The following is a 24,997-nucleotide window of genomic DNA, read 5'->3' on the forward strand; positions in this document are numbered from 1 at the left end:
ATTGTCAGTCGTTCTGCACATTTCATAAAACATCACTCCACGGAGCGTGTTCATTCCCCGCCGACAAACTGTATTACCCTAACGTCTCTAATGACTTGTTTTATACTTTCGCGTGGGCAACGACATGGTTAACAAAACACTGTATGAAAAGCTGATCGATCAGCATCTGGTTCGCAAGTTAGATAATGAAGGGCATGTGCTGCTCTACATCGACCGCTCGATTCTGAATGAATACACCAGCCCGCAGGCGTTTAGCGGCCTACGCGATCACCAGCGTCCGGTGCGTAATCCGGGCACCATTCTGCTCAATGTTGATCACGTTAACCCCACGCGCCCCGCGCGTGATGAAGCGATGACCGATGCCGGCGGGCAATTACAGGTTGATTACTTCCGGCAAAACGCCGCGCATTTCGGTATCGAACTGTTTGATGTGATGGACCCGCGCCAGGGGATTGAACATGTGGTGGCACACGAACAAGGTTTGGTGATGCCAGGCATGGTGATTGCCGCTGGCGACAGTCATACCACTACCTACGGCGCGTTTGGCGCACTCGGTTTCGGTATCGGCACCTCAGAAATCGAACATCTGCTTGCCACGCAAACCCTGATTTATCGCACCCTGAAAACCATGCTCGTCACGGTGAGCGGCGAGCTGCCGTTTGGCTGCTCGGCGAAGGACATCATCATGGCGCTGATTGAAGAGATTGGTGCTTCAGGCGCGACCGGTTATGCCATCGAATTTGCCGGTGCAGCGATTGAGGCGCTGAGCATGGAAGGGCGCATGACGCTGTGCAACATGGCGGTTGAGGCCGGAGCGCGTGGCGCGATTATTGCGCCGGATGAAAAAGTTTTTGCCTACATCGCGGGTAAGCCGCAGATGCCGACGGGCGCATTGTGGCAGCAAGCCCTCGCGGAGTGGCGTACGCTGCGCAGCGATGCTGATGCACAGTTCGACAGCCGCATCACCATCGACTGTAGCGATCTCGAACCCAAAGTGACCTGGGGGATTAGCCCGGATCAAGCCAGCGCGATTACCGGCTGCGTTCCCGATCCCGCGCAGGAGAAAGATGCGGTTAAACAGCAAACGCTGCGTACCGCGCTGAAATATATGGGACTGGAACCCGGCACGCCGTTAGCGGAAATTGCCATTACCCACGCCTTTATCGGCTCCTGCACCAACGGTCGCATTGAAGATTTACGCGCCGCCGCCGCGATTGTTGAAGGACATAAAATCGCGCCGCATGTGCGTGGGATTATCGTGCCGGGATCAACTCAGGTACGTCAGCAGGCGGAAGCAGAAGGTTTGGCCGCGATTTTCGTTGATGCCGGTTTCGAATGGCGCCAGTCGGGCTGCTCAATGTGCCTGGCAATGAATGAGGATGTATTAGCGCCCGGCGACCGTTGTGCTTCTGGCACCAACCGTAATTTCCCTGGCCGCCAGGGCGCGGGTGCCCGTACGCACTTAATGAGTCCGGCGATGGTTGCCGCCGCCGCAATTGCCGGTCATCTGGTTGATGTCCGTCGTTTCATGACAGAAGAGGTTTAATATGGAAGCTTTCAACCACATAACAGGCACGCTCGCGCCGTTACCGGCGGCCAATATTGACACGGATGTGATCATGCCAAAGCAGTTTCTCAAAGGCATCGATCGTCAGGGTTTGGATCGTGGTGTGTTCTTCGATCTGCGGTTTTTGCCTGACGGCAGCCCGAATCCCGATTTCATCCTCAATCAGCCCGGCTGGGAAAAAGCCTCTTTCTTGCTGGTGGGTGCCAATTTCGGCTGTGGTTCCAGCCGCGAACACGCGGTGTGGGGACTGAATCAGCTGGGAATTCGCGCCATTATTGGTACCAGTTTCGCCGGCATCTTTGACGACAACTGTCAGCGCAATGGCGTTCTGACGCTGGCGTTAAGCGCAGAAGATTATCAGCGCCTAAGCGAGGTGGCGAACGATCCTGCTAACAACCGCATTACCGTGTCGCTGGAAGAGCAGGCGATCCTCTTCAATAATCAACGCATTGCATTCTCGGTTAGCGCCTTGAAACGCGAAATGTTGTTGGGCGGTGGCAGTGCAGTGGACTGGACGCTGCAGTATGAAGCGGATATCGCGCAGTTTGAAGCACAACACTTTGCACAACGTCCGTGGTTCAAACGCGGCAATACAGTGAAGGATGAACAGCATGAGTGAGATAACAGCGCGCGGCGATTCACCTTTTATCGCAGGCTTTACGCTCAGCGATGTGCGTTTAGCGAACGGCATAACTTTGCGCGTCGCGATGGGGGGCGAAGGTCCACCTTTGCTGTTGCTGCACGGTCATCCGCAAAATCATCTGGCGTGGCGTAAAACTGCGCCGCAGCTGGCACAAAAATACCGTGTCATCCTGCCGGATTTGCGTGGTTATGGTGATAGCGACAAACCGCCGAGCGACGAGACGCATCGTCCCTACTCGAAACGGGTGATGGCAGAAGACATCAGCCAGTTGATTGATGCGTTAGAATTGGAACGCGTCGCCTTTGTTGGCCACGATCGCGGCGCGCGCGTGGGTCATCGCCTGGCGCTCGATCATCCGGAACAACTCTCCAGCTGCGTATTTGTCGATATTGCGCCAACCGCCACCATGTATGCGTTAACTAATAAAGAGTTCGCCACGCGTTATTTTTGGTGGTTCTTTCTGATTCAGCCTTCGCCATTACCGGAGACCATGATCGGTCACGATCCGGCTTTATTCCTGCGTAAGCATATTAATGGCCAATTAAAAACGCCGGGCGCGACGTCAGAAGAAATTTTTAACGATTATCTGCGCTGTTATCAAAATGAAGCGATGATTCATGCGGTGTGTGAAGATTATCGCGCGGCGGCCACCATTGATTTAGAGCACGATGCGCAAGACAGCGATAAACGGATTGAATCGCCGTTATTGCTGTTATGGGGAGAGCAGGGCACGGTGGGCCAGCTCTTTAACGTGGTTGATACCTGGCGAGATAAAGCGCGTCATGTGCAAGGCCACGCCTTACCTTGCGGCCACTCACCGCACGAAGAAGTACCGGAACTGTTTTTAAGCCAGCTTCAGTGCTTTCTGGATTCTGTGTTATAACCAGCAAAATTTCTCTAACGCTGTGATGGTTATGAAGATACTGCTTGCCGGGAAGAGTTATCAGAAGCCGCTGCAGGGCTGGCCTTCGGTCGAAGATCTGTATGTGTTTATCAGCGTGGCGCGCTATGAGGGCTTTGGCCGAGCCGCCACGGAGCTGGGCCAGTCGCCATCGTATATCAGCAAACGTATTGCCATCCTCGAAAAGCAGCTGGAAACCCGGCTGTTTTTCCGCACCAATCGCGTGATGCGCCTGACGCCCGAAGGTGAAAAGGCGCTGGAAGGCGCGCTGCAGGTGGTGCACGAGATGGATGCTTTCCTGAATAACTTCCAGCAGTGGCGCGGAGAATTAACCGGCGATTTGACCGTCACCTGCTCATTTGGCTTTGGGCAGGATTATTTATCCGATGCGGTGGCAGAATTCATGACGCGCCATCCTTCGCTTAACATCAAACTGATTCTCACCGATCGCGATATCGATTTATTGCAATCAGGAACGGATGTGGATATTCGCGTGGGTGATGATATCAATCACGCCTATATCGCCAGAAAACTGGCGTCGAATCGGCGTATTCTTTGTGCATCCGCCCGCTATTTAGCGCAATCGCGTCCGCTTGAGACGCTGGATGATTTAATCGATCACAGCTGTCTTATCATTAATGAAAATAACAATACCTTTGGTCATTGGACCTTAACCGATGGCGATAATAAAATCGTTTGTCGGCTGAATAGCCATTACGCATCAAATAGCGGAAAAGTCATTCTCAACTGGGCATTAAAATCACACGGCATTGCATTACGTTCTGCCTGGGATGTGGCGCCCTATTTGGCCGAAAATAAACTGGTGCACGTTTTACCACAGTGGTATCAGGAAGCAAATATCTGGGCGGTTTATACCCAACGCGCTTCTGAATCACCGCGCATTAAGATCTTTATTGATTTTCTCGCTGATTACTTTGCAGAAAAAAGCCTGCCGATGATGAAAGATTAAGAGTTAATACCTTAAATAATTCCAGATGCAGGAAAGCGGCAAGAACGCGAATCCCCGGGAGCTTACTTGAGTAAGTGACCGGGGTGAGCATACGCGACCAACGCACCTGCAGCTTGAAGAAAGACGGGGATTAGCCATAAGCCACTTTGCTATTGATATGATAGAGAGTCGCTGTGGCTGCCATAACATGTTGACCATCGTGCGCCGGTTCGTGTGACTCGACGTCGGTGATGTGATAACCCACCGCGCCAGCAGCAAGGGCTTTTTGCACGAAAGCGTCATTCAACTCTTCCATCGAGGTGGCCCAGCTGACGGACGTAAATCCTACCGGATGAATCGAAGAAAGTTCACGATGGGTTAAATCAGCGCGAATTAAAACGGGTTTAACAGATTGCGGTGTAAAAATAGAAATTACGTCATTAATTAATTGTTTCATGGCCATTCTCCTCGGAAATAATAGCTGAGCCAATGGCTAAAGCTGCGAGTTGTTCAATTGTTGATAAAGCGCTTCACATTCCCTCAATGCTCACGGCAGGTGATGATTGCCGGTAGAGCTAATAAACACCTTTTGAGGTTAAGCGTTTTAGCTTTAATTGCTAATTAGATGTTAAGAAATCTTCAGCCACAACTGACGCAAAGTCTGCGAATATTTTTTCATCTGGTTACATTTGGCGGATTAAAAAAATGGTCGCCATGAATGGCGACCCTACGAAATTAGCGAACATCAGCTGTAAGGTCGCCATTCATGGCGACCCATAAAAAGCGAGCGCGAGCTAAACATTCTGGTATTAAAACTCGCGCTGCCCACCCAACTCGATCACCCTATTTGGTGGAATATTAAATTGTTCATGCGCACGTAACGCATTGCGCTGGCAAAAGTGGAAGATACCGCCTTTTACCCGCATCAATCCTTTGCGTTTTTTCATCACCAGCGTGTCGTGTGAAGTGAAAAAAGAGGCTTCATTCACGGTGCAGCCAAATCCTTCCAGCCCGCATAGATGCAGGATTTCTGCCATTGACGGCGTTTCGCGCCAGCCATAATCAGCGGTGACTTGCCAGAACGACGGCGACAGCGGCTTGATGCTTAAACGCTTCTGATTGTAAACGCGCGGCGTATCGGTGGTGCGGATATGCAGCAGCACCACGCGCTTATGCAGCACACGATTGTGTTTGAGATTGTGCAGCAGCGCCTGTGGAATCTCATGCTCTTTGCGCGCCAGAAAAATGGCCGTACCGGCGACGCGACTGGGTGGATTGGTTTCCAGCGACCGCACCAGCGCCAGCAGGCTGTCAGGATCGTTATTCAGTCTACGGATCAGACGATTACGCTCGCTGCTCCACACCAGCATTAATCCCATCATACTCAGCGCCAGTAACACCGGCACCCAACCGCCAGAGAGCAGTTTCATTAGGTTGGCGCCGAATAACGGCACATCAATACTCAACATACACAACAGAAAAATCAGCGCCATCGGCAGCGGCCACTTCCAGTTACGCAGCGCCACCACGCCCGCCAGACAGGCCGTGATCACCATGGTTCCGGTCACCACGATGCCGTAAGCAGAGGAGAGCGCCGACGATTGTCGGAAGGCCAACACAATCACCGTCACCGCCACGAACAGCAACCAGTTGACTACCGGAATATAGATCTGACCGGATTCGGTATGCGAGGTGAAGATGATGCGCATCGGCGGCAGGAATCCCTGACGAATCGCCTGATGCGTTAAGGTATACACGCCGGAAATCACCGACTGGGCCGCAATCACCGTTGCCAGTGTCGACAGCACAATCAACGGAATCTGTCCCCAGGCTGGCGCGAGATTGAAGAACGGATTATTGAGAGCCTGTGCATCGGCGATGACCAATGCGCCCTGACCAAAGTAGTTGAGCACCAACGCGGGCATAGCGATCACCAGCCAGGCCAGCCGAATCGGCGCCTTGCCTAAATGCCCCATGTCGGCATACAGCGCTTCCGCACCGGTTACCGCCAACACCACCATGCCGAGCGCAGCGAACGACAGCGCTTTGTGGCTGAGCAAGAACGTCAGCGCATACGAAGGATTGAGCGCGTAAAGCACGTCAGGATTGAGCAAGATGCCGCGAATGCCTAACAGCGCAATCGAAACAAACCAGACAAACATCACCGGCCCGAATACCTTGCTGACCTTTTCGGTGCCGTGTTTTTGAATCATGAACAGTAAGGTAAGAATTACTACCGCCAGCGGCACTACATATTTGCTCAGCGCCGGAGAAACCACTTCTATGCCTTCAATCGCTGATAGCACGGAAATCGCCGGCGTGATGACGCCATCACCGTAGAAGAACGCGCCGCCGATTAATCCGGCCAGTACAATGATGTGGGCTGCCTTCGGGCCAACATGCTGGCGAGCCAGAGACATCAGCGTCAGCACGCCGCCTTCGCCATCATGGTCGGCACGCATCACGAAGCAGACATATTTCAGCGTCACGATCAGCGTTAAGGCCCAGAAAATCAGCGACAGGAAGCCCATCACCGCCGTGGTTGACACCGCGCCATTAGGTAAAATTGAAAGGCACTCTTTGAGGGTATACAGCGGGCTGGTGCCGATGTCGCCAAACACGATCCCCGCAGCCGCCAGCATGCCCGCAGGCAAGGACTGTTTTTCGCTCTGACTCATAAATTTCCTGTTGATGATCAGGTTTGTGGCTAATGAGGGCGAACATACCTGTTTGCGACCTGAGCGAACAGGGGGCGGCGAATTAATAGACAGCATTTTTACGCCGCAGGCCGATATTTTTACGCCATTTTTATATTGCCGCTCATTTTATGATCTGAGCGTAGCTGATTAATCAGTAAGAAAGTGAGGAGGATAAGTTAATGCGGAGGGCTGGAAGTTAAGGAAGCCGCGCAAGGTCAGTTTGCGCGGCCTTTTTAGTGGGTGATTACCAGCCTTTAATAATATCGCCTTTGTAGATTTCGTTGGCTTTATCTAACACTTCCTGCGACTGGAAGGCCTGTTTCAGCTTCTGCACATTGGCGCTGTCTTTATTATCATCACGTGCCACGATGGCGTTAACGTAAGGCGAGGCTTTGCCTTCCATAAACATGCCATCACGCGAGGCGGAGAGATTAACCAGCGCGGCAAAATTGTTGTTGATGATCGACACATACACCTGCGGATCGTCCAGCGTGCGCGCCAGTTGCGGCGTATCGACTTCCACGATTTTCAGCTTCTTCGGATTATCGGTGATATCCAGCGTGGTCGGCAGCAGGCCCGCTTCCGGCTTCACTTTGATTAAACCCTGCGCCTGCAGCAGCAGCAGGCTGCGGCCCAGCGTGGTGGCTTCATTGGAGATGGTCACGGTGGCGCCATCCGGCAGCTCTTTCAGCGACTTAATCTTGCGAGAATAGCCGGCGATCGGGAAGACAAAGGTGTTAGTGACCACGGCAAAGTGGTAACCGCGCTCTTTTGATTGCATCTCAAGATACGGCAGGCTCTGGAAGGCGTTAGCATCAACATCTTTATTGAACAGCGCTTCATTCGGCTGCACATAATCATTGAAGGCCACCACATCGACATCCAGCTGATATTTGTCATGCGCAACTTGCTTCACGGTTTCCCACAACGCCTGATCAGGTCCGGTATTAATAGCCACTTTGATTTGATTTTCATCGTCTTTATTACAGCCACTAAGCAGTGCGACGGACGCAGCCAGCAGCGTCGTGAGTAAAATTTTCTTCATTGCCCGGATCCCCTCTTAACGTAGGAAACGGACTATAGTGGATATCTAGACGTCTGTACATCCATCTTCGGTGCGTTTGCTTACAATTCGATCAGCCATCCCTTTTTATTGCAGGCAGGAGAGATATCTCTCCGCCGACTGCCGGACGACATGCTGCGCATGCGCGAGGATTTCACGATGCTCAAACGCACCATAAATCTGCTCAAAGGTTAGGGGGGCAAGGCGATGCAGGATGTCGTTCACCGTCGCCGCCGACAGCGGCAGCATATTCGGGTAGCTCCACATAAATGACACGGCATTAGCGCCCGGCGTAACTTGCACAATATCGCCGCTTAGCAGCACGCCGTTGCCGTGCGACCAATGCAACACGCAGCCGCCAGAGAAATGCCCGCCCAGGCGTATCAGCTTCACCGCGGGCACAATTTCCTGCTCATCATCCTGCCAGAGTTTGATATGCGGGCTATCACGCATAATCCATTGGCGGTCGTTAGCGTGCAGATATATCGGCGCATCAAATGCCTCCGCCCAATCTTGCATGCAGCTGTAATAGTGGGGATGGGAAATAGCGATGGCGTGAAGGCCGCCGAGAGCCGTCACGATCGCCTGAGTGGCGTCATCCAGGTTAGCGATGCAATCCCACAGAATATTGCCGTGCGGCGTGCGCAGCAGAAACGCGCGTTGATTAATCGCAAAGGCAGGCACCGTTTGCAGGCTAAATAAGTTGGCGTGATGCTGCTGCCATTTATTGCGATGCGTGCTGAGCAGGCTTTCCAGTGACATCCATTGCTGTCCGGCGGGCGGTACAAATTGCCGCTCGTCTTCACATATTTTGCAGCGATCGATGATGACGTCTTGCTCATCATAAGAGGTGCTGCATACTGTGCAGACTTTGATCATAGTGAACTCCGTGATGGGTTCCGTTAACGGATAAATTCCTATCAGGAGGATAGCAGTGCTTACTCAGATCGTATGTGTTGCAAGCAATGCATTTGAGTTGAAAAAGAAAAGGGCGCATGACCCTTTATCAACATGGGCGCGATTAAAGCAACGCTGGAATACTGGCGACTGGGAAGAAGAACTTCAGTTCGTTATCTTCAGGCAGTACTCATGGTTGCATTTACATTGGAGCTTTTCACTGTTGCGGCTGCAGCTGATAAATCCACGCCGTTAACTGATTTCCATCGCTGGTGGTGACATCAACGGCCACCCGATCGTAGCCCTCTTCAAACTCATCTAGCATCGGCCAGTGCGGTTCAAGTTGCTCAGAGATGAACAGATAACCTGGCACCTGTGGCCCATTTTGCTGCAAAACGATGCCGGGAAAATCGGCCGCCGCGCCCCAGCCACGCGCGTAGAAGGTCCCGCTAACCGATCCGGCTAGCCATTCACCGCCGATACTTTCCAGAATATGCGCATTGGCGTGGCCTGGCTGCAGTGTTCCGTAAACAAATAAACGTTTCATTTTCCCTCGTAAATTCAAGCAAAACAGTCACTCTAATCGTCTGCAGGATTGATGTCATCCGCAGTTAAACGCCAGCACAACACCGCCCAATATGCGATGTGCAACGCAATGAAAGTGGATATTCTGAAGCACCCGCGATCAGAGGTAAAAGATCAATGTTGAATAGTTCGAGCATTTCTCGCTGCAATATTAAAAGCTATCCGCAATCGGCGCAGTTTGATGGCAAAAGGTTTAACAATAAGGTTCCACGCCAGCAGCTGGGATTGGGGAAATTCATTAAGCTGTTCTGGGATTTCACCTTTAACAAGCCGAAAAATACCGTCCCCGATGACGCACTTCCGCTGATCAAGCTTGACGCGCAGCAGCTTGGCGCCGCCGCGAATAATAGCGTTTATCGTCTCGGGCACTCTTCATTGCTGTTTAAAATGCAGGAAAAGTATTGGCTCATCGATCCGGTATTTACTGAGCGCGCATCGCCATTTAAACGCTTCGGACCGAAACGCTTCCAGCCAACGCCCATTCAGCTGGAAGCGTTGCCGCCGATTGAAGGGATCATTCTTTCGCATGATCATTACGATCATCTGGATTATCACACCATCATGCAGCTTAAAGATCGCGTACGTTATTTCCTGACGCCGCTCGGCGTGGGCGATCTAATCACCTCGTGGGGCGTAGCGCCGGAGAAAATCACCCAGCTGGATTGGTGGGAGTCCAAAAATATCGCGGGTATTCAATTTGTCGCAACACCCTCCCAGCATTTTTCCGGACGCGGCATATTTGATGGCAATAAACGTTTATGGTGCTCATGGAGCATCATTAGTGAGGAATTTCGCCTGTTCTTTGGCAGCGACTCGGGTTATTTCGACGGCTTCAAACAGATTGGCCATAAATTCGGTCCTTTCGATATGGCGTTTCTGGAAAATGGTGCTTACGACCGCCGCTGGGCCGACATTCACATGCTGCCGCAAGACACGATTAAAGCCTTCTTAGATCTCAACGCGAAATGGTTATTCCCGATTCATAATGCGACTTTCGATTTGGCGTTTCATCCATGGAACGATCCGCTTAATCAAATCGTCGCGTTAGCGCAGCAACAACAGATAAAACTGTCGATGCCGAAAATTGGGCAGGGCGTGCAATTTTTGCAGCCGCAGGAAGCGGAAAAGTGGTGGTAAAAGCGCAACCCGATTGCCAGGCAATCGGGTTATTGGATGAGTTCGTCGTAGAGATTACGCAGCCGCGTGCGTAAAAACAGTACCGCTTTGTGTTTACGCGATAACAGTGCCTGTACGCTGTAACCGCTCTCCTGCGCCAGTTCGTTATAGCTGTAACCGAGCAGTTCGGTTTTCTCGAACACCTCACGCTGCGCGTCGGGCAATTCCGCTAATGCTTCCTCTAGCTCTTCCCACAGCAGCGCCTTGAGATACTCATCTTCAGGCGTTTGCGGCACGCCAAATAAGGTTTCGGCCAGCTCATCTTCAGGGAAATCGCCCTCTTCGCCGCCGCTGAAAAAATCGGCCAACGGCAGCTCACGCTTTTTCCGCGCCCGATCGGTCATTTCATTGCGCGCCGCGCGGAACAGCCAGGCGGCGACATTCTCCACCGGCTGCTCCAGCTGCATCAGCTTAAACGTGACTTCCTGCAAGATATCGTCAGCATCATCACGCACTGCGGTACGACCGCGGATAAACGCTGTCAATTTGGTACGACAGGCGGTGATCGCCGACATCAGCAGTGAATCCTGCGCCATCACAACTACTCGGCATCGCTGGGTTTGGCGGCATTCGCGTCTGGCTGCGGACGATCGCCGCGATCATCACGACGATCGTGCCAATCGCAACGTCCGTGATGTCCACGGTGACCAAAGCGATCGCGGCGATGCTGCATAAACTCTTCACGCTGCTCCGGCGTCATTTGCATCCAACGCTCGTGCATGCGACGACGCGCCATGCCGAACATGCCAGGACGAAAACCTAAGCCACCAAACAAAATGCGGCACAGCGCCAACAATCCCAGCGCCTGCCAGAAGCCGATGCTTTTGACACCGACAATACCCGGCAGTAGCGCATTCCACAGCGACATCACCAGCAAACCAAGCGCAGCGATAATCACCGCACCCAGCAATAGCGGTTTCGCCAGGCGGTGTCCGCCAAAATGATCTCCACGATGGTGTCTGCGCATATCAAAATCTCTCATTGTTTGTTCCTCATTACATTAACGGATAATCGCTTGTGATGAGGTAGACGAATGAGCGGTGAAGATATTGCTAACTTTTTTTAAAAAAGAGCGTGCTGCCGTTTAAGACGTTCTGCGCTCACGCCAGAAAGCATAGCCACAGACGAGAATAATAAGCGCGGAGGTTAAGGTGTTAATGGACCAAAAGAGGTTTACCAGATACTCGCTAACCATATTCTGCTCTCCACCGGAAAAAGGCGGTGGGTTACTGATTTTAAAAGTGATTATCCACATTACGCTGACCACGACAAAGCGGCCAATTAACCAGGCGATGAGCGGCAGAACAATTGACTTAATTTTGCTGAAGTTAGCGTTACGCGTAAGTAATATGAAACAGCCCAACGGCAGCAAATCAGGCACTATATTTGTGGCATAGGAAACAAAGAGCTGCCAGCCAGGGATCTCATAGTGTTGGATGACCTGCCACGACAAAATCACCTCGGCAAGTAATGTCCGATAGAGCAATAAAAAGCAAACCAATCCCCATATCGCTGCAATCTTGTATTTTGTGTACATCACTTAACCATTCCTTAGTTATCGAGCAGGCTACTTTACCTTTATGCTGGATAATCAGTCACGGTTTGATGCCAAATCCTTCCCTGGATTAAGATCCTAATCACCGTTTCGCTTTATCGCGGCGCGGACGAATAACGATATCGGCAATTTGCGTATCCTCAGGACTGTCGACGATAAATCTGACCGCGCGCGCCACGGATGAGGCGTCGAGATACTCTTGCGGATTGATCGGTGCGTGGTTACCGGCGCGTGCGCGTGAAGCCTGATTCATCGGCGTATCGGTTGGACCGGGCGCAACTGTTGCCACGCGTACGCCATGCTCGCTCTCTTCGCTACGTAGCGCATGCGCCAGCGCGGTGAGGGCAAATTTTGACGCAGAATAGACCACGTGTCCGGCCAGCGCCAACGTGCCCGAACCGGAGTTGATAAACACCACTTTACCCTGAGATGCGCGCAGGGCGGGCAAGATCACACGCGTGAGTTCAGCCGGTGCAATGACGTTAATATTTAAGTGCTGTTGCCACAGTTCTGGCGTAGCCGAGAAGGTAGTACTGAGAATTGATATGGCAGCCGAATGTACCAACACATCGACCCGCTCAAGCGTCGCGGCAAAGCCAGCCACGGCGGCATAATCCGTGATATCCAGCGCCAGTGGAATCACATTGGTTATCGACTCTAACGCCTGTAACGTTTGCGGATTACGTCCGATGGCATACACTTGATGATCGCTCGCCAGTAGTTTTACGGTTTCCAGACCAATGCCGCTGTTGCCGCCGGTAACAATCGCGACCGGTAATGTTGATGTTGTCATAAGTCCTCTCCTTTAGAGGATCGCAGGCTAAGGAAAAGCCAACAGCGAGGCAAATGACTAAATTAGCTTTGAATAGTTGATGGATGGATTTGTTTTAGTCTATTAACACTAACGCCATTTCATCAGCCAAATCTTCCAGTGCGGTTAGTAAAGGCTGTGACTTCGATGCCGGCAGAGATGATGCGGCAGGCATAAGTGCATGCAGATTAACGCGATCGCCAAACAACATCAGCGCTTTACCACCATGTTGACGTGAAGCCCAACTCAAGCCTTGTGCATTGGGATTGGCTTCATAAAGTGCTGCCGCCCAACGCTGGGTAATTTTGTAATGATTGGCCATCGAGCCGAGCAAGAGCGTGGACGTGATGCCGAGTCGCTTGAGACTACGAGGATTAAGGTCAAGAAGTGCGAGAGGTTCGCGGGGTAATAATCGGCTATGCATCACTAGTTCAAGCCTATGCATATCTACAGGATAGCCGGCACATTTTAAGGGTAAGTCCCTCAACAGGGTTTCCATCAAAGCGACGGCTACACTCTCGCCCGCGTACAAAGTTGGCACAGTGCGGCCATCTCGAAGAATCAGCGGGCTAAAGCGCGCCTGACCAAAACCGGGATTAAATTCAGCCGCACCAAACTGCCGGGCATGTACGCGATCAAAATGACAGCCTGCAGGCCAGATTGTTGGGCGAAGATGGGCATCTTCAGGCGGAAAAGGGACGTCCACCCAATCAGCCATTGATGGGGCCTTCAGCTTCAGCCTGCGCTGCTTTGAGAACATCACTTGGCCGCTTTGCCAAAAGATCAATCGGGCGCGCACCACCTAGCCAACCATTGGGAGCGTGGAACCAAAAAGCGATTGCCCAGGATGATTTACTGTCACCAAAAACGGCGAGGATAGGCTTCATTATCGGCAGCGGCTGACCCCCTTCGTCCAAAGCCCAGGAAGGGAACCAATCCCGACCGGCCTCGGTGACGGCAAAAATCTTACCTGCCTTCTTCCAGCGATTAGCTTGCGCTGCCGGATTACTTTTAGCCGCCGCATCTCCGCGCAATGCGCTAAGTTCTTTGGCTGTTAACCAGTGACCTTCGTTAAACACCTTGCGGCGGAAGGCCTCAAGGCGATGATAGTTACGATCGGCAAAAGTGTCATTCTCTTGCTGGCTAACCTTGTTAACCGACAGGTGTTCAACAGCTGGCACCCGAGCTTTAATGCCCGCTAACGTGGCGACCGCGCTCTCTACCGCGATGATCAACTCTGGCAACACGCTATTACGTGGCAAACGGACCAGTAGATATTCACTGGCTTCATCGTGTGGAATATCTTCCAGCGCGACCGCTTCTGTAGGCGCCGTGTTCATTACCTCATCCACGGAAAAAAGGGTGAAGCGGCGATTATCTTGTCCTGCTGATGTGCGAGTTTTCATAACGCCCTCCGAGAGTGATAATGATGATATTCGAGATATAAATGATTTTATTGCGTTAATATAACACATATCACGAATATCACCATAATGCTTATACACTCGATTAGGTAGAGCATTTTCCCATGCTCACTATTCACTTTGGTGCTATGAATGGCGCCCTTAGAGGATTTATAAGGTGCGCAATAATGCGCGCAATAATGCGCACCTGTCCAGAGATTCACACCTTCGCTAGCGCACCAAACGTCTGCTTGCCGTTATAGAAGGTCGCCATCACCGGTGCGATGTGCGCCACGGCTTCAGCGGAGCAGCTGGCGTTGACTAACATCATCGTCGCCGTGTCTTGCGCTTTCGGCCATTGCCGCTCGCCCTCGCTGTTCAGCGGTAACACTTCGTTGGTGGCGATGCCTAACGCGCGGCTAAGCGAATACTCATCCGGGCCACGATACAGCTGCGAATAAACGTTGGCCTTTTCCAGCATGCTACCGCTGCCAAAAGGCTGCCAGTGATCGGCTATGGTGTCGGTGCCAGACCACACCGGTACGCCTGCCGCACGCAGCTGGGGCAAGGGCATGATTACGCGGCCAATCGGTACCGTGGTGGCGATGCTGAACTGATGCTCCTTCAGTTGCTCAATCATGGCGGCCAGTTCGTTACCCTGTAACGTGCCCAGCGCGAAGGCGTGACTGAGGGTGACTTTGCCTTTCAGCTGCGGGTTTTCCTTAACTGTTTTCAGCATATAGCGAATCGCTGCCACGCCGTGCGGTTCGGTTTCGTGCAGATGAATATCGATCGGTGCCGCAAAATCGAGCGCAATTGAAATCAGGGTATCCAGCGACTTCTCCATCGCGCCGTCAACGTTAGTGGGATCGAGTCCACCGACATAATGCGCACCCATTTTCATCGCTTCTCGCATCATGCCTTCCACTTTTGAACGCAATAAACCGTGCTGCGGGAAGGCGACAATGTTGGCGTGAAAATCGTCGCGATGATGGGCAATCGCCTGCTGCAGGTGTTCCAGACCTTGTAACTTACTAACCGGGTCGATATTGCAATGACTGCGCGCTGCGCTACTGCCTTTGGATTGCAACAGACCGATCAGCTTCTCGGCACGGATCTCAGAGGTGGGCACCAGCTCAGGCAAAATCTGCTCTTCCTGATGAATCATATCGATGACGCTGTGACGCGGCAGCGGCGCGCGCCAGCCTTCACCGTAGAACGTTTTATCAAGATGAATGTGCATGTCACGCGTGGCGGGCAGCAGCAGATAACCGGCGGCATCCCACGTGGGCAGGCTGCGACTGACACCCGCAGCATGAATGGCGACAATGTTTCCGGCACTCACTTCGATGTCATACAAACCGGTGCGTGTGGCAGTAATTACCTCATTTTTGCGTATAAACGCCTCTTCCAGTCGCACGTTGCGTAAAAGATAGTGGCTGGCATCGATGCGGCTGAGATTGGCGGTTTGGCAAGTCTGGGCGGCGAGGGCGCCGCTGCTCATGCCGGCACTGAGTAAGGTGCCAGCAGCGGTAAGCTTCATGCCCGCTGACAGAAAATCCCGGCGATTTCCGGGAGATAAGATGCTCATGGCTAATTCTCCTTGTAGGGGAGAATTACCCTAAAATAGCCGCTTAGCGCGTGCTGCACTATTTTCCACTGCTAGCTATGGCAAAAACTAATGAGCCGAGTGATGGTTACCGTCCGAGATAATCCTCACCTGATGGTGTTCGGCTGCGATGCTCAAGGTGATCTGGTCGGCGGCACAACGCTCATTATCCAGCCACAGTTGGTAATCCCCTGACGCACGCGTGATATCAATCTCATAAACGCCTTCACCCTCGCGATAGATCACTTTTACGCCCGGCCATGCCGCCGGTAGATGCGGCCGCAGCTGCAGCTTATCGCCATGGCGGGTGATGCCCAGCAGGCTCTCGATGATGAGCTGATAGGCCCAGCCCGCAGAGCCGGTGTACCAGGTCCAGCCGCCTCGGCCTTCATGATTCTCGGCGCTGTAGACATCGGCGGCCATCACATAAGGTTCCACCTTGTAGGTTTCTACATCAGCGGCATTCAGGCTGTGATTGATTGGGTTGATCAGCGCCAGCAGCGCCCAGGCGCGGTCGACCTGGCCCATTTCGGCAAATGCCATGATCGCCCACAGCGCGCCGTGAGTATACTGGCCGCCGTTTTCCCGGATGCCCGGTAGATAGCCACGGATGTAGCCAGGATTGGGGCCAACGCCGTTAAATGGCGGCGTCAGCAGCCTAATCAATCCGTTATCGCTATCGACCAGTTGCCGATCGAGCGCCTGCATCGCCGAGGCAGATTTGGCTTGATCGCCCGCACCTGACAGCACTGACCAGCTCTGGGCGATGGCATCGATACGGCACTCGGCGTTGCTGTGCGACCCCAGCGTTTCACCGCTGTCGAAGTAGCCGCGCAGAAACCATTCGCCATCCCACGCAACCTGGTTGAGCGCGGTTTTTAACTCATCGGCCTGGCGCTGACACAGGCTGGCGGTCTCGGTTTTCCCAAGGCGTTCTGAGAGTGCAGCAAAGCGGGTAAGCACGGTGTAGAGGAAAAAGCCCAGCCAGACACTTTCGCCTTTGCCGGCGATGCCGACCGCGCTCATGCCGTCATTCCAGTCGCCAGATCCCATCAGCGGCAGCCCATGCTCACCAAAATTCAGGCCATGCTTGATGGCGCGTAACGCATGATCCCACAGGTTTTCACTCTGTTGGCTGATGTTCGGCAGGCTATACACCGATTCCTCCTCAGCAGGCAGAGGAGGCGCTTCGAGATAGGCAACCTGCTGTTCGAGTAGCGCCAGATCGTCCGTGGCGCTGATGTAATGACAAAGCGCAAAGGGGAGCCAGAGGTAATCATCCGAACAGCGCGTTCTGACACCGCGTCCTGAAGGTGGATGCCACCAATGCTGCACATCGCCTTCAATAAACTGTCGCGAGGCACACAACAGCAATTGATCGCGCAGCAGCTGCGGTGCGGCATGGGTGAGAGACAGCGTATCCTGCAACTGATCGCGAAAGCCGAAGGCGCCACCCGACTGATAATAGCCGCTGCGTGCCAGTAATCGGCTGGCCAGGGTTTGATACAGCAACCAACGATTCGCCAGCAAATTCACCGCGCGATCGGGAGTAAACACTGCCACTTTATCTAACAGGCCGCGCCAATGTCTTTTGACTCTCTCCAGCTCGGCTTCCGCGCGATCGGTCGGCAGGAACTGCTGCATTAGCGCCAAAGCCGATCCGCTATCTTCTGCCGCGCCTAAAACAAAGACGAAGGTGCGCGTATCGCCATCAATGAGCGTGGTCAGCGTCTGCAGGCTGGCGCAGGGATCCAGGCCTGCACCGGTATTACCCGAAAGTCCGCGCGCTTGCATCATCGCCGGGTTACGCGTCGAGCCATTACGGCCGAGGCATTCAAGACGATTGCCGCTGAAGGCGATTTGATTGCCCGATGCGGCAAAGAACGCAGTGCGAGTCGAGCCAGCACTGACGTAAGGATTCACCGCAAGGATGGCGCTGCCAGACTCAACGTTCGCTGAGGAGGTCTGTACATGGCGTGCAGACTGGCTTACCCGTTCACCTAACACCCATTCAACGTAGCCGGTAATCGACATATAACGGGTTCTGCCGGATAGGTTGCTGAGCTGAATCAGGGTAATTTTCGCCGCATCTTCACCGGCGACAAAGGTGGTGACGCTGCTACAAATGCCTTGCTCCTGATGCACAAAGCGGCTGTAACCCATGCCGTGCTGGGTTAAATAATCGCCTTTACCGCGTAGCGGTAGCGGCATCGGCGACCAGACATCGCCGCTCTCTTCATCGCGCAAATAAAAGGCTTCGCCCGAGGTATCGCTTACCGGATCGTTATGCCACGGCGTCAGCCGATACTCATGCGCATTTTCATACCAGCTGTAAGCCTGGCCACTTTCAGAGATCACGCTGCCAAACTGCTTGTTGGCCAGAACGTTACACCAGGGAGCAGGCGTCTGATGCTCCTCAGGCAACAAAATATGATACTCGCTGCCATCCGCGTTATAGCCGCCGGTGCCGTTAAACAGCTGCAGGGTGTCAGGCAGCGTGAGGCTGACGGGCGCAGGCGCGGCATGTTTAGCGGGCAGGAAGTGAGCGGATGGCGGCGTGGGCTGAGGTTTTAATAGCACCGTGAGCTGATCGGCTAAACTGCCGTGACGTCCTTCCAGCACTACGGCCGCCACGCTGAGTAACAGCGTGATGTCCTCAAACACCAGGTGATCGCTTTGGCGGATGAAGATGCCGCCAGGTTTGTCGGTGAGCTGCTGGACATCTCCGCTGGCAATCATCTTAACCAACTGGTTTTGTAGCAGTTGCTGATAGCCTCCTTGCTCACCGTTGAGGATGACTAAATCCACCGTTAGCCCTTTTTGCCGCCAGTATTGATGCGCCTTAATCAAGTTACTCACCAGACTGAGTTGCGTACCGTTTTCAATGCGCACCAGCACAATAGGCAAATCGCCCGACAGCGAGTGGCGCCACAAGGCGGTCTGGCCCAGACGATTCTGCAGCAAACGTTGACTGTCGCCGCGCATTTCAGGACTGGCAAAAATCACCGCGCTGGCGAGTTGGTTATACAAACTGGCATCTTCAGCGGCGATATTGAGCTGACGCAGCGCCACCTGGCTGTGCGACGCCGCCATTTCAAACACCCGATTGGCGTAGACGTTGTTGCGATACTTCTCAATCAGCGCCAGGCAGGCGGCACGCTGCTCGGTGACGCCATACAGCAGATCGAGCGTGATGGATTTACCGGGCCTGAGCTGAATTTTCTGGCGAATGGAGAGCAGCGGATCAAGCACCGATCCCGCACTGCCGCTGAGGACGCCGCCGGGCGCAACGGCTTGTGGATTGGCGGTGGTATTGCCACGGCCAATAAACTGCGCGCGATCGGTTTCATAGTGCGTGTCGCGCTCGCTCGCGCCATGAATCAGCAGGGCGTGAAACATCCACACCGGATCGGTTTTGGCTTCGCGCGGGCGGCGATGCGTTAGAATCGCCTCAAGCTCGGCAACAATCTCGGTCTGCACGAACAGGTTGCTGAACGCCGGATGCGCCAGATCGCTGGCAGCAGGCGCCAGCACCACTTCGGCATAACTGGTGATATCGATTTCGCGCAGCTGGCGTGAATGGTTGGTCAGAACCAGGCGGCGGATTTCCACATCATCTTCCGGTGATACCACCACATGTAGACGTGCGCTGAGGCTTTCACTGCGCGCTTCAAACTCCGCGCCGGCGTTGGTGAAACGCGCCAGATGCTGCGCCTGTATAACGCCGCTCGGCTGGAATGTCGGGCTAATTACCTCGCCGGACTGGCGATCGCGGATATAGCAGAAGATACCATGCTGGTTGCAGGTGCCATCCGCGCGCCAGCGGGTTAACGCCAGCCCTTTCCACAGGCTATAGCCGGTGCCGGATTGCGTGACCATCACGTGGTAATTGGCGTTCGACAGCAGTTGCAATTGCGGCAGATGTGCGGCCGCACCGCTAAATTCGCGCAGTTCGGGCGCGTCAGAGCGCGGCTTATTATCTGAGTTGTCGACAAACTGACGACGCGGCGTATAGAGCTCAATGTCGTCCGGCACTCGCTCCTGCAGCAGTAAGTATGAGGACTGGAAGCGTGCACTCGACATGAAACGCGCCACCATCGGCGCATTGAGTAGCAGATGCGAAATCGCCAGTAATCCCATGCCCTGGTGATGCGCCATGTAGGTTTTAACGGCGACAAATTGCTGACCGCGCGCCAACCGATGAGCAGTAAAGTCGAGCGCCTCATAAAATCCGTACTTACCGCAGGCACCCATTTTTTTCAGCTTCATCAGGTTATCGATGGCCTGAAGCGGCAGCACCATTAACGCCAGCATCGACGCGTAGGGCGCAACGACATGATCATCGCTCAGGCCGCGCTTCAGGCCCAGTTCCGGCGTACCAAACGCTTTGTATTGGTAGTTCTGGCTATCATCAAAGGCGGCGTAAGCCGATTCTGACACCCCCCACGGAATCTGCGCGGCTTCGCCAGAGGCGATTTGTTGCTTCACTGCGGATAACGCCATTTTTTCCAGCAGCGTATCCGGGTACACCGGCATCACCAGATGCGGCATCAGATACTCGAACATCGATCCGCTCCACGACATCACCGCCGGTTGGTTATCAAGCTGCGTGAATAAACGGCCCAATACGAACCAGCTTTTTACCGGAAGCTGATTGGCTGAGATCGCAAAGTAATGTGTAAGCCGCACTTCGGAGGGGAAGAGGTCATAGCTGCCTTTATCGAGCAGGCCGCTGTCGAGGCTATAACCGACGCTGAGCAGCGCGGTGCTCTCAACATAGAGAAAACGGAAATCCATTTTGGCGTGATCGTCCAGTCGACCTTCCAATTCCAGTAAGGTCGCCATACGTTCCCGCGCCGCCCACATCACCGGAGCTGATTGCTGCGCGTCCAGCTCAGGATAGTGCGTACCTAATTCGCTCAGCCACAGAAGTGAAGGCAAGGTGGCAGGCAGCGTATGTTCAGGAGTGATCCAGCTGAAAAACAGCGCCCACTCTTGCTGAAAATCGAGAAGCTGACGGATGAACAATTCAAACCATTTCACCTGCAGCGGCGGCATCTTCATCTGCGCCAGCAAAATTTCACTCAGCGTAATCAGGGCGGAGAGCTGATGAGTGATGGCAGCAGGTGCAGCCTGTTGCAGCACCACAAACTGTTCGGCCACTTCATCCCAGCGGTCATTGCGTTCGGCACCGAGCTGCGTTTTAGCCAGTAATAAGGTGTCGTTTAAGCCAGCCATGATTATCGCCAATGACAGTAGCGGCTGCTGTTTCCACTGCGCCAGTCCAGCCTGCAAGGTTGCCAGATGCGCCGCAAGGTTGCCGCTGTCCACGGTGGAGACGTAGCGCGGCTGCAGCGGTTTAAGCGTGTAGGTGTCATACCAGTTGTAGAGATGACCCCGAAAATGCTCCATGCGATCAAGACTGTCGAGCGTGGCGAGGGTGCGCGAAATCACCTGTTTCTGCGTCACGTAACCAAAATCCCAGGCCGTTAACGTGGCAAGCAGTGACAGGCCAACATTGGTTGGCGACGTGCGGTGCGCCACGGTGGGCTGCAGCACCTCCTGGAAATTATCCGGCGGTAAGTGGTTATGCTCGGCGGTGACGAAATCTTCAAACCACGCCCAGGTATGTCGGGCGCTAGAACGTAAAAACTGCTGCTGCTCAACCGAGAGCTTTTTCTGGCGGGCTTCGGCCGGTTTACTTAAGCGCCATAACAGCCACGGTGTTGCCAGCCAAAGCAGTGCCAGCGGCACGACCAATGCGGTCAATGAGGGGTTGAGCAGGACGGTCAAAAGTGACAGTGCAACGCCGGCCAGCGGATTAATCCACATAGCGCGATAGAAATGACGCAGGGTCGGGACATTTGCGGCACTGCCAGCCGAGGCGCTTTTCCATTCATTCAGAAATTGCCCGCTCACGTTGAGTCGCCACAGCGTGATAATAATCGCTTTCAGCGACCAGTAACTTTCATGCGGTAAGGTCGCCAGGGTGAGTCCTGCTCTGCTCAGTCGCGTCAATGCATCGGTGGCGAGGATAGATAAATGATGTTGCCAGGCGCGCTTTTTACTTTTGCGCATGCCCTCAATGCCCAGCGCCAGAATACCAGGTAGTAGCAGGAAGAGGACGATACAACTGAGCCAAAACAGGGGATTAGCTACAGTGGTGAAGCTCAGGCAGATTAGCAGCAGCAATGCCGGTGCCACCAGGCTACGTCGCAGGTTATCGAACAATTTCCAGCGCGAAAGCGCGCTGAGCGGATTAGCCTGATGGCCGCCATCTTCAAGACGCACCTGCAGCCGCAACCAGTTAAGTAGCTGCCAGTCACCGCGCACCCAGCGAAAACGGCGCGCGACATCGCTCAAATAGTTGTCAGGATAATGTTCATACAGCACCACATTGCTGACCACGCCGGATCGCGCATAACAGCCCTCAAGCAGGTCATGACTGAGCACCAAATTTTCCGGGCAGGTATTACGCGTCGCGCGCGAAAACGCTGCCACATCATAGATTCCCTTGCCGACAAACGAGCCTTCGCCAAACAGATCCTGATAGATATCTGATGACATTGAGGAGTAAGCATCATTTCCGGGCACGCTGCTGGAAAGGCGCGCGTAGAGGCCTTGCCCGAACGGTGGAATCTCTTCCGCCAGGCGCGGCTGAAGAATGGCATAGCCTTCCACCACGCGGTTTAAGCGCTCATCGAAAACGGGGGCATTCAGCGGGTGCGCCATGATGCCAATTAGCTTGTGGGCGGTTTCACGCGGCAGGATAGTATCGCTGTCGAGGGTGATGACGTATTTCACCGTGCGCATTTGCGCCTGATTGGCACCGACGATGACGTTAAACATCTCCGCTTCACCCTGCAGCCAGCGATTCAGCGCATGCAGTTTGCCGCGCTTGCGCTCGTATCCCATCCATACGCCCTGCGACGGGTTATGTACCCGATTGCGGTGCAGCAGGGTAAATAGCACATCGTGGTTGGCTTTACTGCTGTAGCGGCGGTTCAGCGCCTCAATTTTCAGCACCGCATAGCCAATGACTTCATCATCCTGCACCTCATGTTCGGCCACGCTGTCGGTGAAATCGGCCAATAGCGCAAACGAAATGTTGTCGAGGGCATTGCCGAGATAGCTGGTTTCCAGCGAGCGTAACAGGGTATCCGTGCCGGTTTTTGTGCTGATCAGACAGGGAATCACCACCAATGTGCGGTCGCCATCGGGGACCGCCTGTTCGAAATTGAGGCGTGGCAAAGGAACCGGATGGCGGGTGCGTGTCGTGACCTCGCTCAGCAGCTGCAGGGCGAGCTGACTGCTGATTAAGATCACCGCTGGCACTAATAAGATCCACAGCACCACAGACATACCGGCGTGATGGGTGACCAGCAGTGTTTCGGCGCTAAAGGCGGTGGTGAGTAGCGTCAGGCTGCCTAACCAGGAGAGAAGCGGCGTCTGACTCAGGTGATGGCGTGCCTGACTCAGCAAGGAACTGCGCGGCTGCAGCTGTTGCTCAAGCTGCGTGCGCCCTTTATCCAGCAAGAAATAACCGATATGTTGCTGGCGCGGCGGCAATCCAGCCTGACGACACAGCGTCAGTGCCTGATTGGCGACGGCAAGCTCATCAAACTGGCTCTGTCGCGCCAACTCCTCTATCACATGGCGATATTGATCGCGGCTGTCAAAGTGCATCTGCGGATAAATCCCCACCGGATCCTGCACCAACACCTGTTCCACCAGACTCAGCGATTCAACAAAATCCTGCCAGTTGATTTCACCCAGCTGACGGAGTCCGGTGATACTGTTGCTGACAGAAAGCTGGCTCAGCGACAGCTGACGGTTAAATTGTTCAATCACATCCGCGGTATTACGGCCGGTATTAAGCAGATGTTGTTCAACCCAGGTTAGCGCCAGTGAGTGATTCTGGCCATTGAGCTTGCGCGCCAGTTCAGCGACAAAGGCTCCGGACAACTGCTCATTTTTGTGCGCCATCTCAGCAATTACCTGAATGACGCGGGTGGCATCTTTGGCCGAATGATGAACGATCTCATCAATCCACGCACCCGCCTGGCTTCTTTCCAGATGAATTTCGGCTACGCCCTGGGCAATGCGCGCAAGGTTATCGAGTAACGCAAAGCGCAGCATGGCTGGCAGCGCCCAGAGCTCACCCATTAGCAGCGGGGTAACGCGCTGATAGGCTTGAATAAAGCGTGATAACACCGCCGATTCCAGACGACCGTCGCTGTGGCTGATCATCTCATCAGCAATCGCCTGAATGCGCAGCGTGTGGCTAGGTTCAGTCAACGCGGGCAATCCCTGACCAAATTTGGTCGGCAGTAGTTGGCGCACCATGCGAATCTGCTCTTCGATAATATAGAAATTATCCAATAGCCATTCGCCGGCAGGCGTCAGATTACGCTTATCACCGGTACTTAATATTTCCGCACTTTTTATCAGCGCGTGCTCGTTCTCTGCCAGACGTTGCAATAATTTATAACTTTTCTTCGCTGTAGAGAGGTGATGAGTTTTTGCTAATCGCGCGCCATAATTTTCCATTTGCTGCTCGGAAAAAACATCTGGCCGGTTCGCCTGATAAATGCCGCTTTCATGTAAAAATTCAATACTGGTACGTTCCGTTGCCGGCAGCGCACTACTGTTTATGATCAACCCGGTGGGAAGTTTATTTTTCATAATGGCATCACAAAAAAATCCAATGGATTATAAAAGCCAACACTATCAACAGGAAATTGACGGCATGAGGGAAGGTGAGGGAAATTAATGATTCTATTGGAAGTATAGCGTTAAATGCATTTAACGTCTGGTTTAAAAAGTAAAACTAAATTTAAAACATTTAACTGAGCGTATTGATGGAGTTGAGTGGTTTTAATCTTAACGTAAAGGGTTTGTCGGCGTGAAAAAAATCTGGTGTGTTAGAATGAGTTATCTGAAAAAGGAAAATAATTATGAGCTGGTTAAACCAATTTTTAGAAACGCTGGGACGCCGCGAGGTAAAAGCGCAATGTCCGGTGTGTAAAAAGTTTTGCTCACAATCCTCAATAAAACAAGCACGCGGTCAGGCAATGTTGTGCCCGCACTGTAAATCGTTATTTATCATGGAAGAATAAATATTATTGCTTCGTCACTT

At 53.4% G+C, this 24,997-nt stretch carries 19 protein-coding genes; 6 read left to right on the plus strand and 13 right to left on the minus strand.

What is annotated here, in order from left to right:
• Positions 1-124: 124 nt before the first annotated feature.
• The 4 genes from leuC to WFL93_RS05580 are packed head-to-tail and all read left to right on the plus strand — an operon-like array spanning position 125 to position 4,081.
• Positions 125-1,546 carry a 3-isopropylmalate dehydratase large subunit gene (leuC, locus tag WFL93_RS05565; protein ID WP_336777453.1) on the plus strand — a complete coding sequence of 474 codons (1,422 nt, stop codon included), beginning with the start codon at positions 125-127 and terminating at the stop codon, positions 1,544-1,546.
• Position 1,547: 1 nt separating this feature from the next.
• Positions 1,548-2,186 (plus strand): 3-isopropylmalate dehydratase small subunit, encoded by a 639-nt coding sequence (gene leuD / locus WFL93_RS05570; protein ID WP_336777454.1) that lies wholly within the window; start codon positions 1,548-1,550, stop codon positions 2,184-2,186.
• A complete protein-coding gene (locus WFL93_RS05575; protein ID WP_336777455.1) occupies positions 2,179-3,093 on the plus strand; it encodes an alpha/beta fold hydrolase in 915 nt (304 codons plus the stop codon). Before leuD ends, WFL93_RS05575 begins: the two co-directional genes overlap by 8 nt.
• Before the next feature lie 31 nt (positions 3,094-3,124).
• Positions 3,125-4,081: a LysR substrate-binding domain-containing protein gene (locus WFL93_RS05580; RefSeq protein WP_336777456.1), complete on the plus strand. Its 957-nt coding sequence runs from the start codon at positions 3,125-3,127 to the stop codon at positions 4,079-4,081.
• Positions 4,082-4,211: 130 nt separating this feature from the next.
• Here the strand turns inward: WFL93_RS05580 and WFL93_RS05585 are convergent, their stop codons facing one another.
• The 5 genes from WFL93_RS05585 to WFL93_RS05605 all read right to left on the minus strand — a co-directional run bounded on the left by WFL93_RS05585 (position 4,212) and on the right by WFL93_RS05605 (position 9,266).
• Positions 4,212-4,517 carry a DUF1471 domain-containing protein gene (locus tag WFL93_RS05585; protein ID WP_007890096.1) on the minus strand — a complete coding sequence of 102 codons (306 nt, stop codon included), beginning with the start codon at positions 4,515-4,517 and terminating at the stop codon, positions 4,212-4,214.
• 352 nt (positions 4,518-4,869) lie between these two features.
• Positions 4,870-6,738: a low affinity potassium transporter Kup gene (gene kup, locus WFL93_RS05590; RefSeq protein WP_336777457.1), complete on the minus strand. Its 1,869-nt coding sequence runs from the start codon at positions 6,736-6,738 to the stop codon at positions 4,870-4,872.
• 265 nt (positions 6,739-7,003) lie between these two features.
• Positions 7,004-7,804, minus strand: coding sequence for a MetQ/NlpA family ABC transporter substrate-binding protein (locus WFL93_RS05595; RefSeq protein ID WP_009128061.1), 801 nt, complete (start codon positions 7,802-7,804; stop codon positions 7,004-7,006).
• A gap of 105 nt (positions 7,805-7,909) precedes the next feature.
• Positions 7,910-8,701, minus strand: coding sequence for an MBL fold metallo-hydrolase (locus WFL93_RS05600; protein ID WP_336777458.1), 792 nt, complete (start codon positions 8,699-8,701; stop codon positions 7,910-7,912).
• Between the two features lie 235 nt (positions 8,702-8,936).
• The gene (locus tag WFL93_RS05605; protein WP_049851643.1) at positions 8,937-9,266 is read right to left on the minus strand and encodes a gamma-glutamylcyclotransferase family protein; all 330 of its coding nucleotides are present in this window, start codon (positions 9,264-9,266) and stop codon (positions 8,937-8,939) included.
• Between the two features lie 155 nt (positions 9,267-9,421).
• Here WFL93_RS05605 and WFL93_RS05610 point away from each other — a divergent pair, with 155 nt between their 5' ends.
• Entirely contained in the window at positions 9,422-10,441 is a 1,020-nt protein-coding gene (locus tag WFL93_RS05610; protein ID WP_336777459.1) for an MBL fold metallo-hydrolase, read from the plus strand.
• A gap of 29 nt (positions 10,442-10,470) precedes the next feature.
• Here WFL93_RS05610 and WFL93_RS05615 read toward each other — a convergent pair whose 3' ends face one another.
• The 8 genes from WFL93_RS05615 to WFL93_RS05650 form a co-directional block, all read right to left on the minus strand.
• Entirely contained in the window at positions 10,471-11,016 is a 546-nt protein-coding gene (locus WFL93_RS05615) for an RNA polymerase sigma factor (RefSeq protein ID WP_336777460.1), read from the minus strand.
• 5 nt (positions 11,017-11,021) lie between these two features.
• Entirely contained in the window at positions 11,022-11,462 is a 441-nt protein-coding gene (locus WFL93_RS05620; RefSeq protein ID WP_336777461.1) for a hypothetical protein, read from the minus strand.
• Positions 11,463-11,564: 102 nt separating this feature from the next.
• A complete protein-coding gene (locus WFL93_RS05625; protein WP_336777462.1) occupies positions 11,565-12,020 on the minus strand; it encodes a hypothetical protein in 456 nt (151 codons plus the stop codon).
• A 97-nt stretch (positions 12,021-12,117) separates the two neighbouring features.
• Positions 12,118-12,828, minus strand: coding sequence for an SDR family oxidoreductase (locus WFL93_RS05630; protein WP_336777463.1), 711 nt, complete (start codon positions 12,826-12,828; stop codon positions 12,118-12,120).
• Positions 12,829-12,922: 94 nt separating this feature from the next.
• Positions 12,923-13,564 (minus strand): RES family NAD+ phosphorylase, encoded by a 642-nt coding sequence (locus WFL93_RS05635; RefSeq protein ID WP_336777464.1) that lies wholly within the window; start codon positions 13,562-13,564, stop codon positions 12,923-12,925.
• Positions 13,557-14,252 carry an antitoxin Xre/MbcA/ParS toxin-binding domain-containing protein gene (locus WFL93_RS05640; protein ID WP_336777465.1) on the minus strand — a complete coding sequence of 232 codons (696 nt, stop codon included), beginning with the start codon at positions 14,250-14,252 and terminating at the stop codon, positions 13,557-13,559. Before WFL93_RS05640 ends, WFL93_RS05635 begins: the two co-directional genes overlap by 8 nt.
• A gap of 217 nt (positions 14,253-14,469) precedes the next feature.
• Positions 14,470-15,840 carry an amidohydrolase gene (locus WFL93_RS05645; protein ID WP_336777466.1) on the minus strand — a complete coding sequence of 457 codons (1,371 nt, stop codon included), beginning with the start codon at positions 15,838-15,840 and terminating at the stop codon, positions 14,470-14,472.
• An 87-nt stretch (positions 15,841-15,927) separates the two neighbouring features.
• Positions 15,928-24,543 (minus strand): GH36-type glycosyl hydrolase domain-containing protein, encoded by an 8,616-nt coding sequence (locus tag WFL93_RS05650; RefSeq protein ID WP_336777467.1) that lies wholly within the window; start codon positions 24,541-24,543, stop codon positions 15,928-15,930.
• 272 nt (positions 24,544-24,815) lie between these two features.
• Here WFL93_RS05650 and WFL93_RS05655 point away from each other — a divergent pair, with 272 nt between their 5' ends.
• Positions 24,816-24,977 carry a YnfU family zinc-binding protein gene (locus WFL93_RS05655; RefSeq protein WP_162838739.1) on the plus strand — a complete coding sequence of 54 codons (162 nt, stop codon included), beginning with the start codon at positions 24,816-24,818 and terminating at the stop codon, positions 24,975-24,977.
• Positions 24,978-24,997 lie beyond the last annotated feature (20 nt).

Origin of the sequence: Pantoea sp. USHLN256 (assembly GCF_037149875.1) — a bacterium.
GTDB lineage: Bacteria > Pseudomonadota > Gammaproteobacteria > Enterobacterales > Enterobacteriaceae > Pantoea > Pantoea nemavictus.

Bases quoted from the DNA above. Each gene is read 5' to 3' on its own strand.
- leuC (WP_336777453.1), top strand. From the start codon at position 125: ATGGTTAACAAAACACTGTATGAAAAGCTGATCGATCAGCATCTGGTT.
- leuD (WP_336777454.1), top strand. From the start codon at position 1,548: ATGGAAGCTTTCAACCACATAACAGGCACGCTCGCGCCGTTACCGGCG.
- WFL93_RS05575 (WP_336777455.1), top strand. From the start codon at position 2,179: ATGAGTGAGATAACAGCGCGCGGCGATTCACCTTTTATCGCAGGCTTT.
- WFL93_RS05580 (WP_336777456.1), top strand. From the start codon at position 3,125: ATGAAGATACTGCTTGCCGGGAAGAGTTATCAGAAGCCGCTGCAGGGC.
- WFL93_RS05585 (WP_007890096.1), bottom strand. From the start codon at position 4,517: ATGAAACAATTAATTAATGACGTAATTTCTATTTTTACACCGCAATCT.
- kup (WP_336777457.1), bottom strand. From the start codon at position 6,738: ATGAGTCAGAGCGAAAAACAGTCCTTGCCTGCGGGCATGCTGGCGGCT.
- WFL93_RS05595 (WP_009128061.1), bottom strand. From the start codon at position 7,804: ATGAAGAAAATTTTACTCACGACGCTGCTGGCTGCGTCCGTCGCACTG.
- WFL93_RS05600 (WP_336777458.1), bottom strand. From the start codon at position 8,701: ATGATCAAAGTCTGCACAGTATGCAGCACCTCTTATGATGAGCAAGAC.
- WFL93_RS05605 (WP_049851643.1), bottom strand. From the start codon at position 9,266: ATGAAACGTTTATTTGTTTACGGAACACTGCAGCCAGGCCACGCCAAT.
- WFL93_RS05610 (WP_336777459.1), top strand. From the start codon at position 9,422: ATGTTGAATAGTTCGAGCATTTCTCGCTGCAATATTAAAAGCTATCCG.
- WFL93_RS05615 (WP_336777460.1), bottom strand. From the start codon at position 11,016: ATGGCGCAGGATTCACTGCTGATGTCGGCGATCACCGCCTGTCGTACC.
- WFL93_RS05620 (WP_336777461.1), bottom strand. From the start codon at position 11,462: ATGAGAGATTTTGATATGCGCAGACACCATCGTGGAGATCATTTTGGC.
- WFL93_RS05630 (WP_336777463.1), bottom strand. From the start codon at position 12,828: ATGACAACATCAACATTACCGGTCGCGATTGTTACCGGCGGCAACAGC.
- WFL93_RS05635 (WP_336777464.1), bottom strand. From the start codon at position 13,564: ATGGCTGATTGGGTGGACGTCCCTTTTCCGCCTGAAGATGCCCATCTT.
- WFL93_RS05640 (WP_336777465.1), bottom strand. From the start codon at position 14,252: ATGAAAACTCGCACATCAGCAGGACAAGATAATCGCCGCTTCACCCTT.
- WFL93_RS05645 (WP_336777466.1), bottom strand. From the start codon at position 15,840: ATGAGCATCTTATCTCCCGGAAATCGCCGGGATTTTCTGTCAGCGGGC.
- WFL93_RS05650 (WP_336777467.1), bottom strand. From the start codon at position 24,543: ATGAAAAATAAACTTCCCACCGGGTTGATCATAAACAGTAGTGCGCTG.
- WFL93_RS05655 (WP_162838739.1), top strand. From the start codon at position 24,816: ATGAGCTGGTTAAACCAATTTTTAGAAACGCTGGGACGCCGCGAGGTA.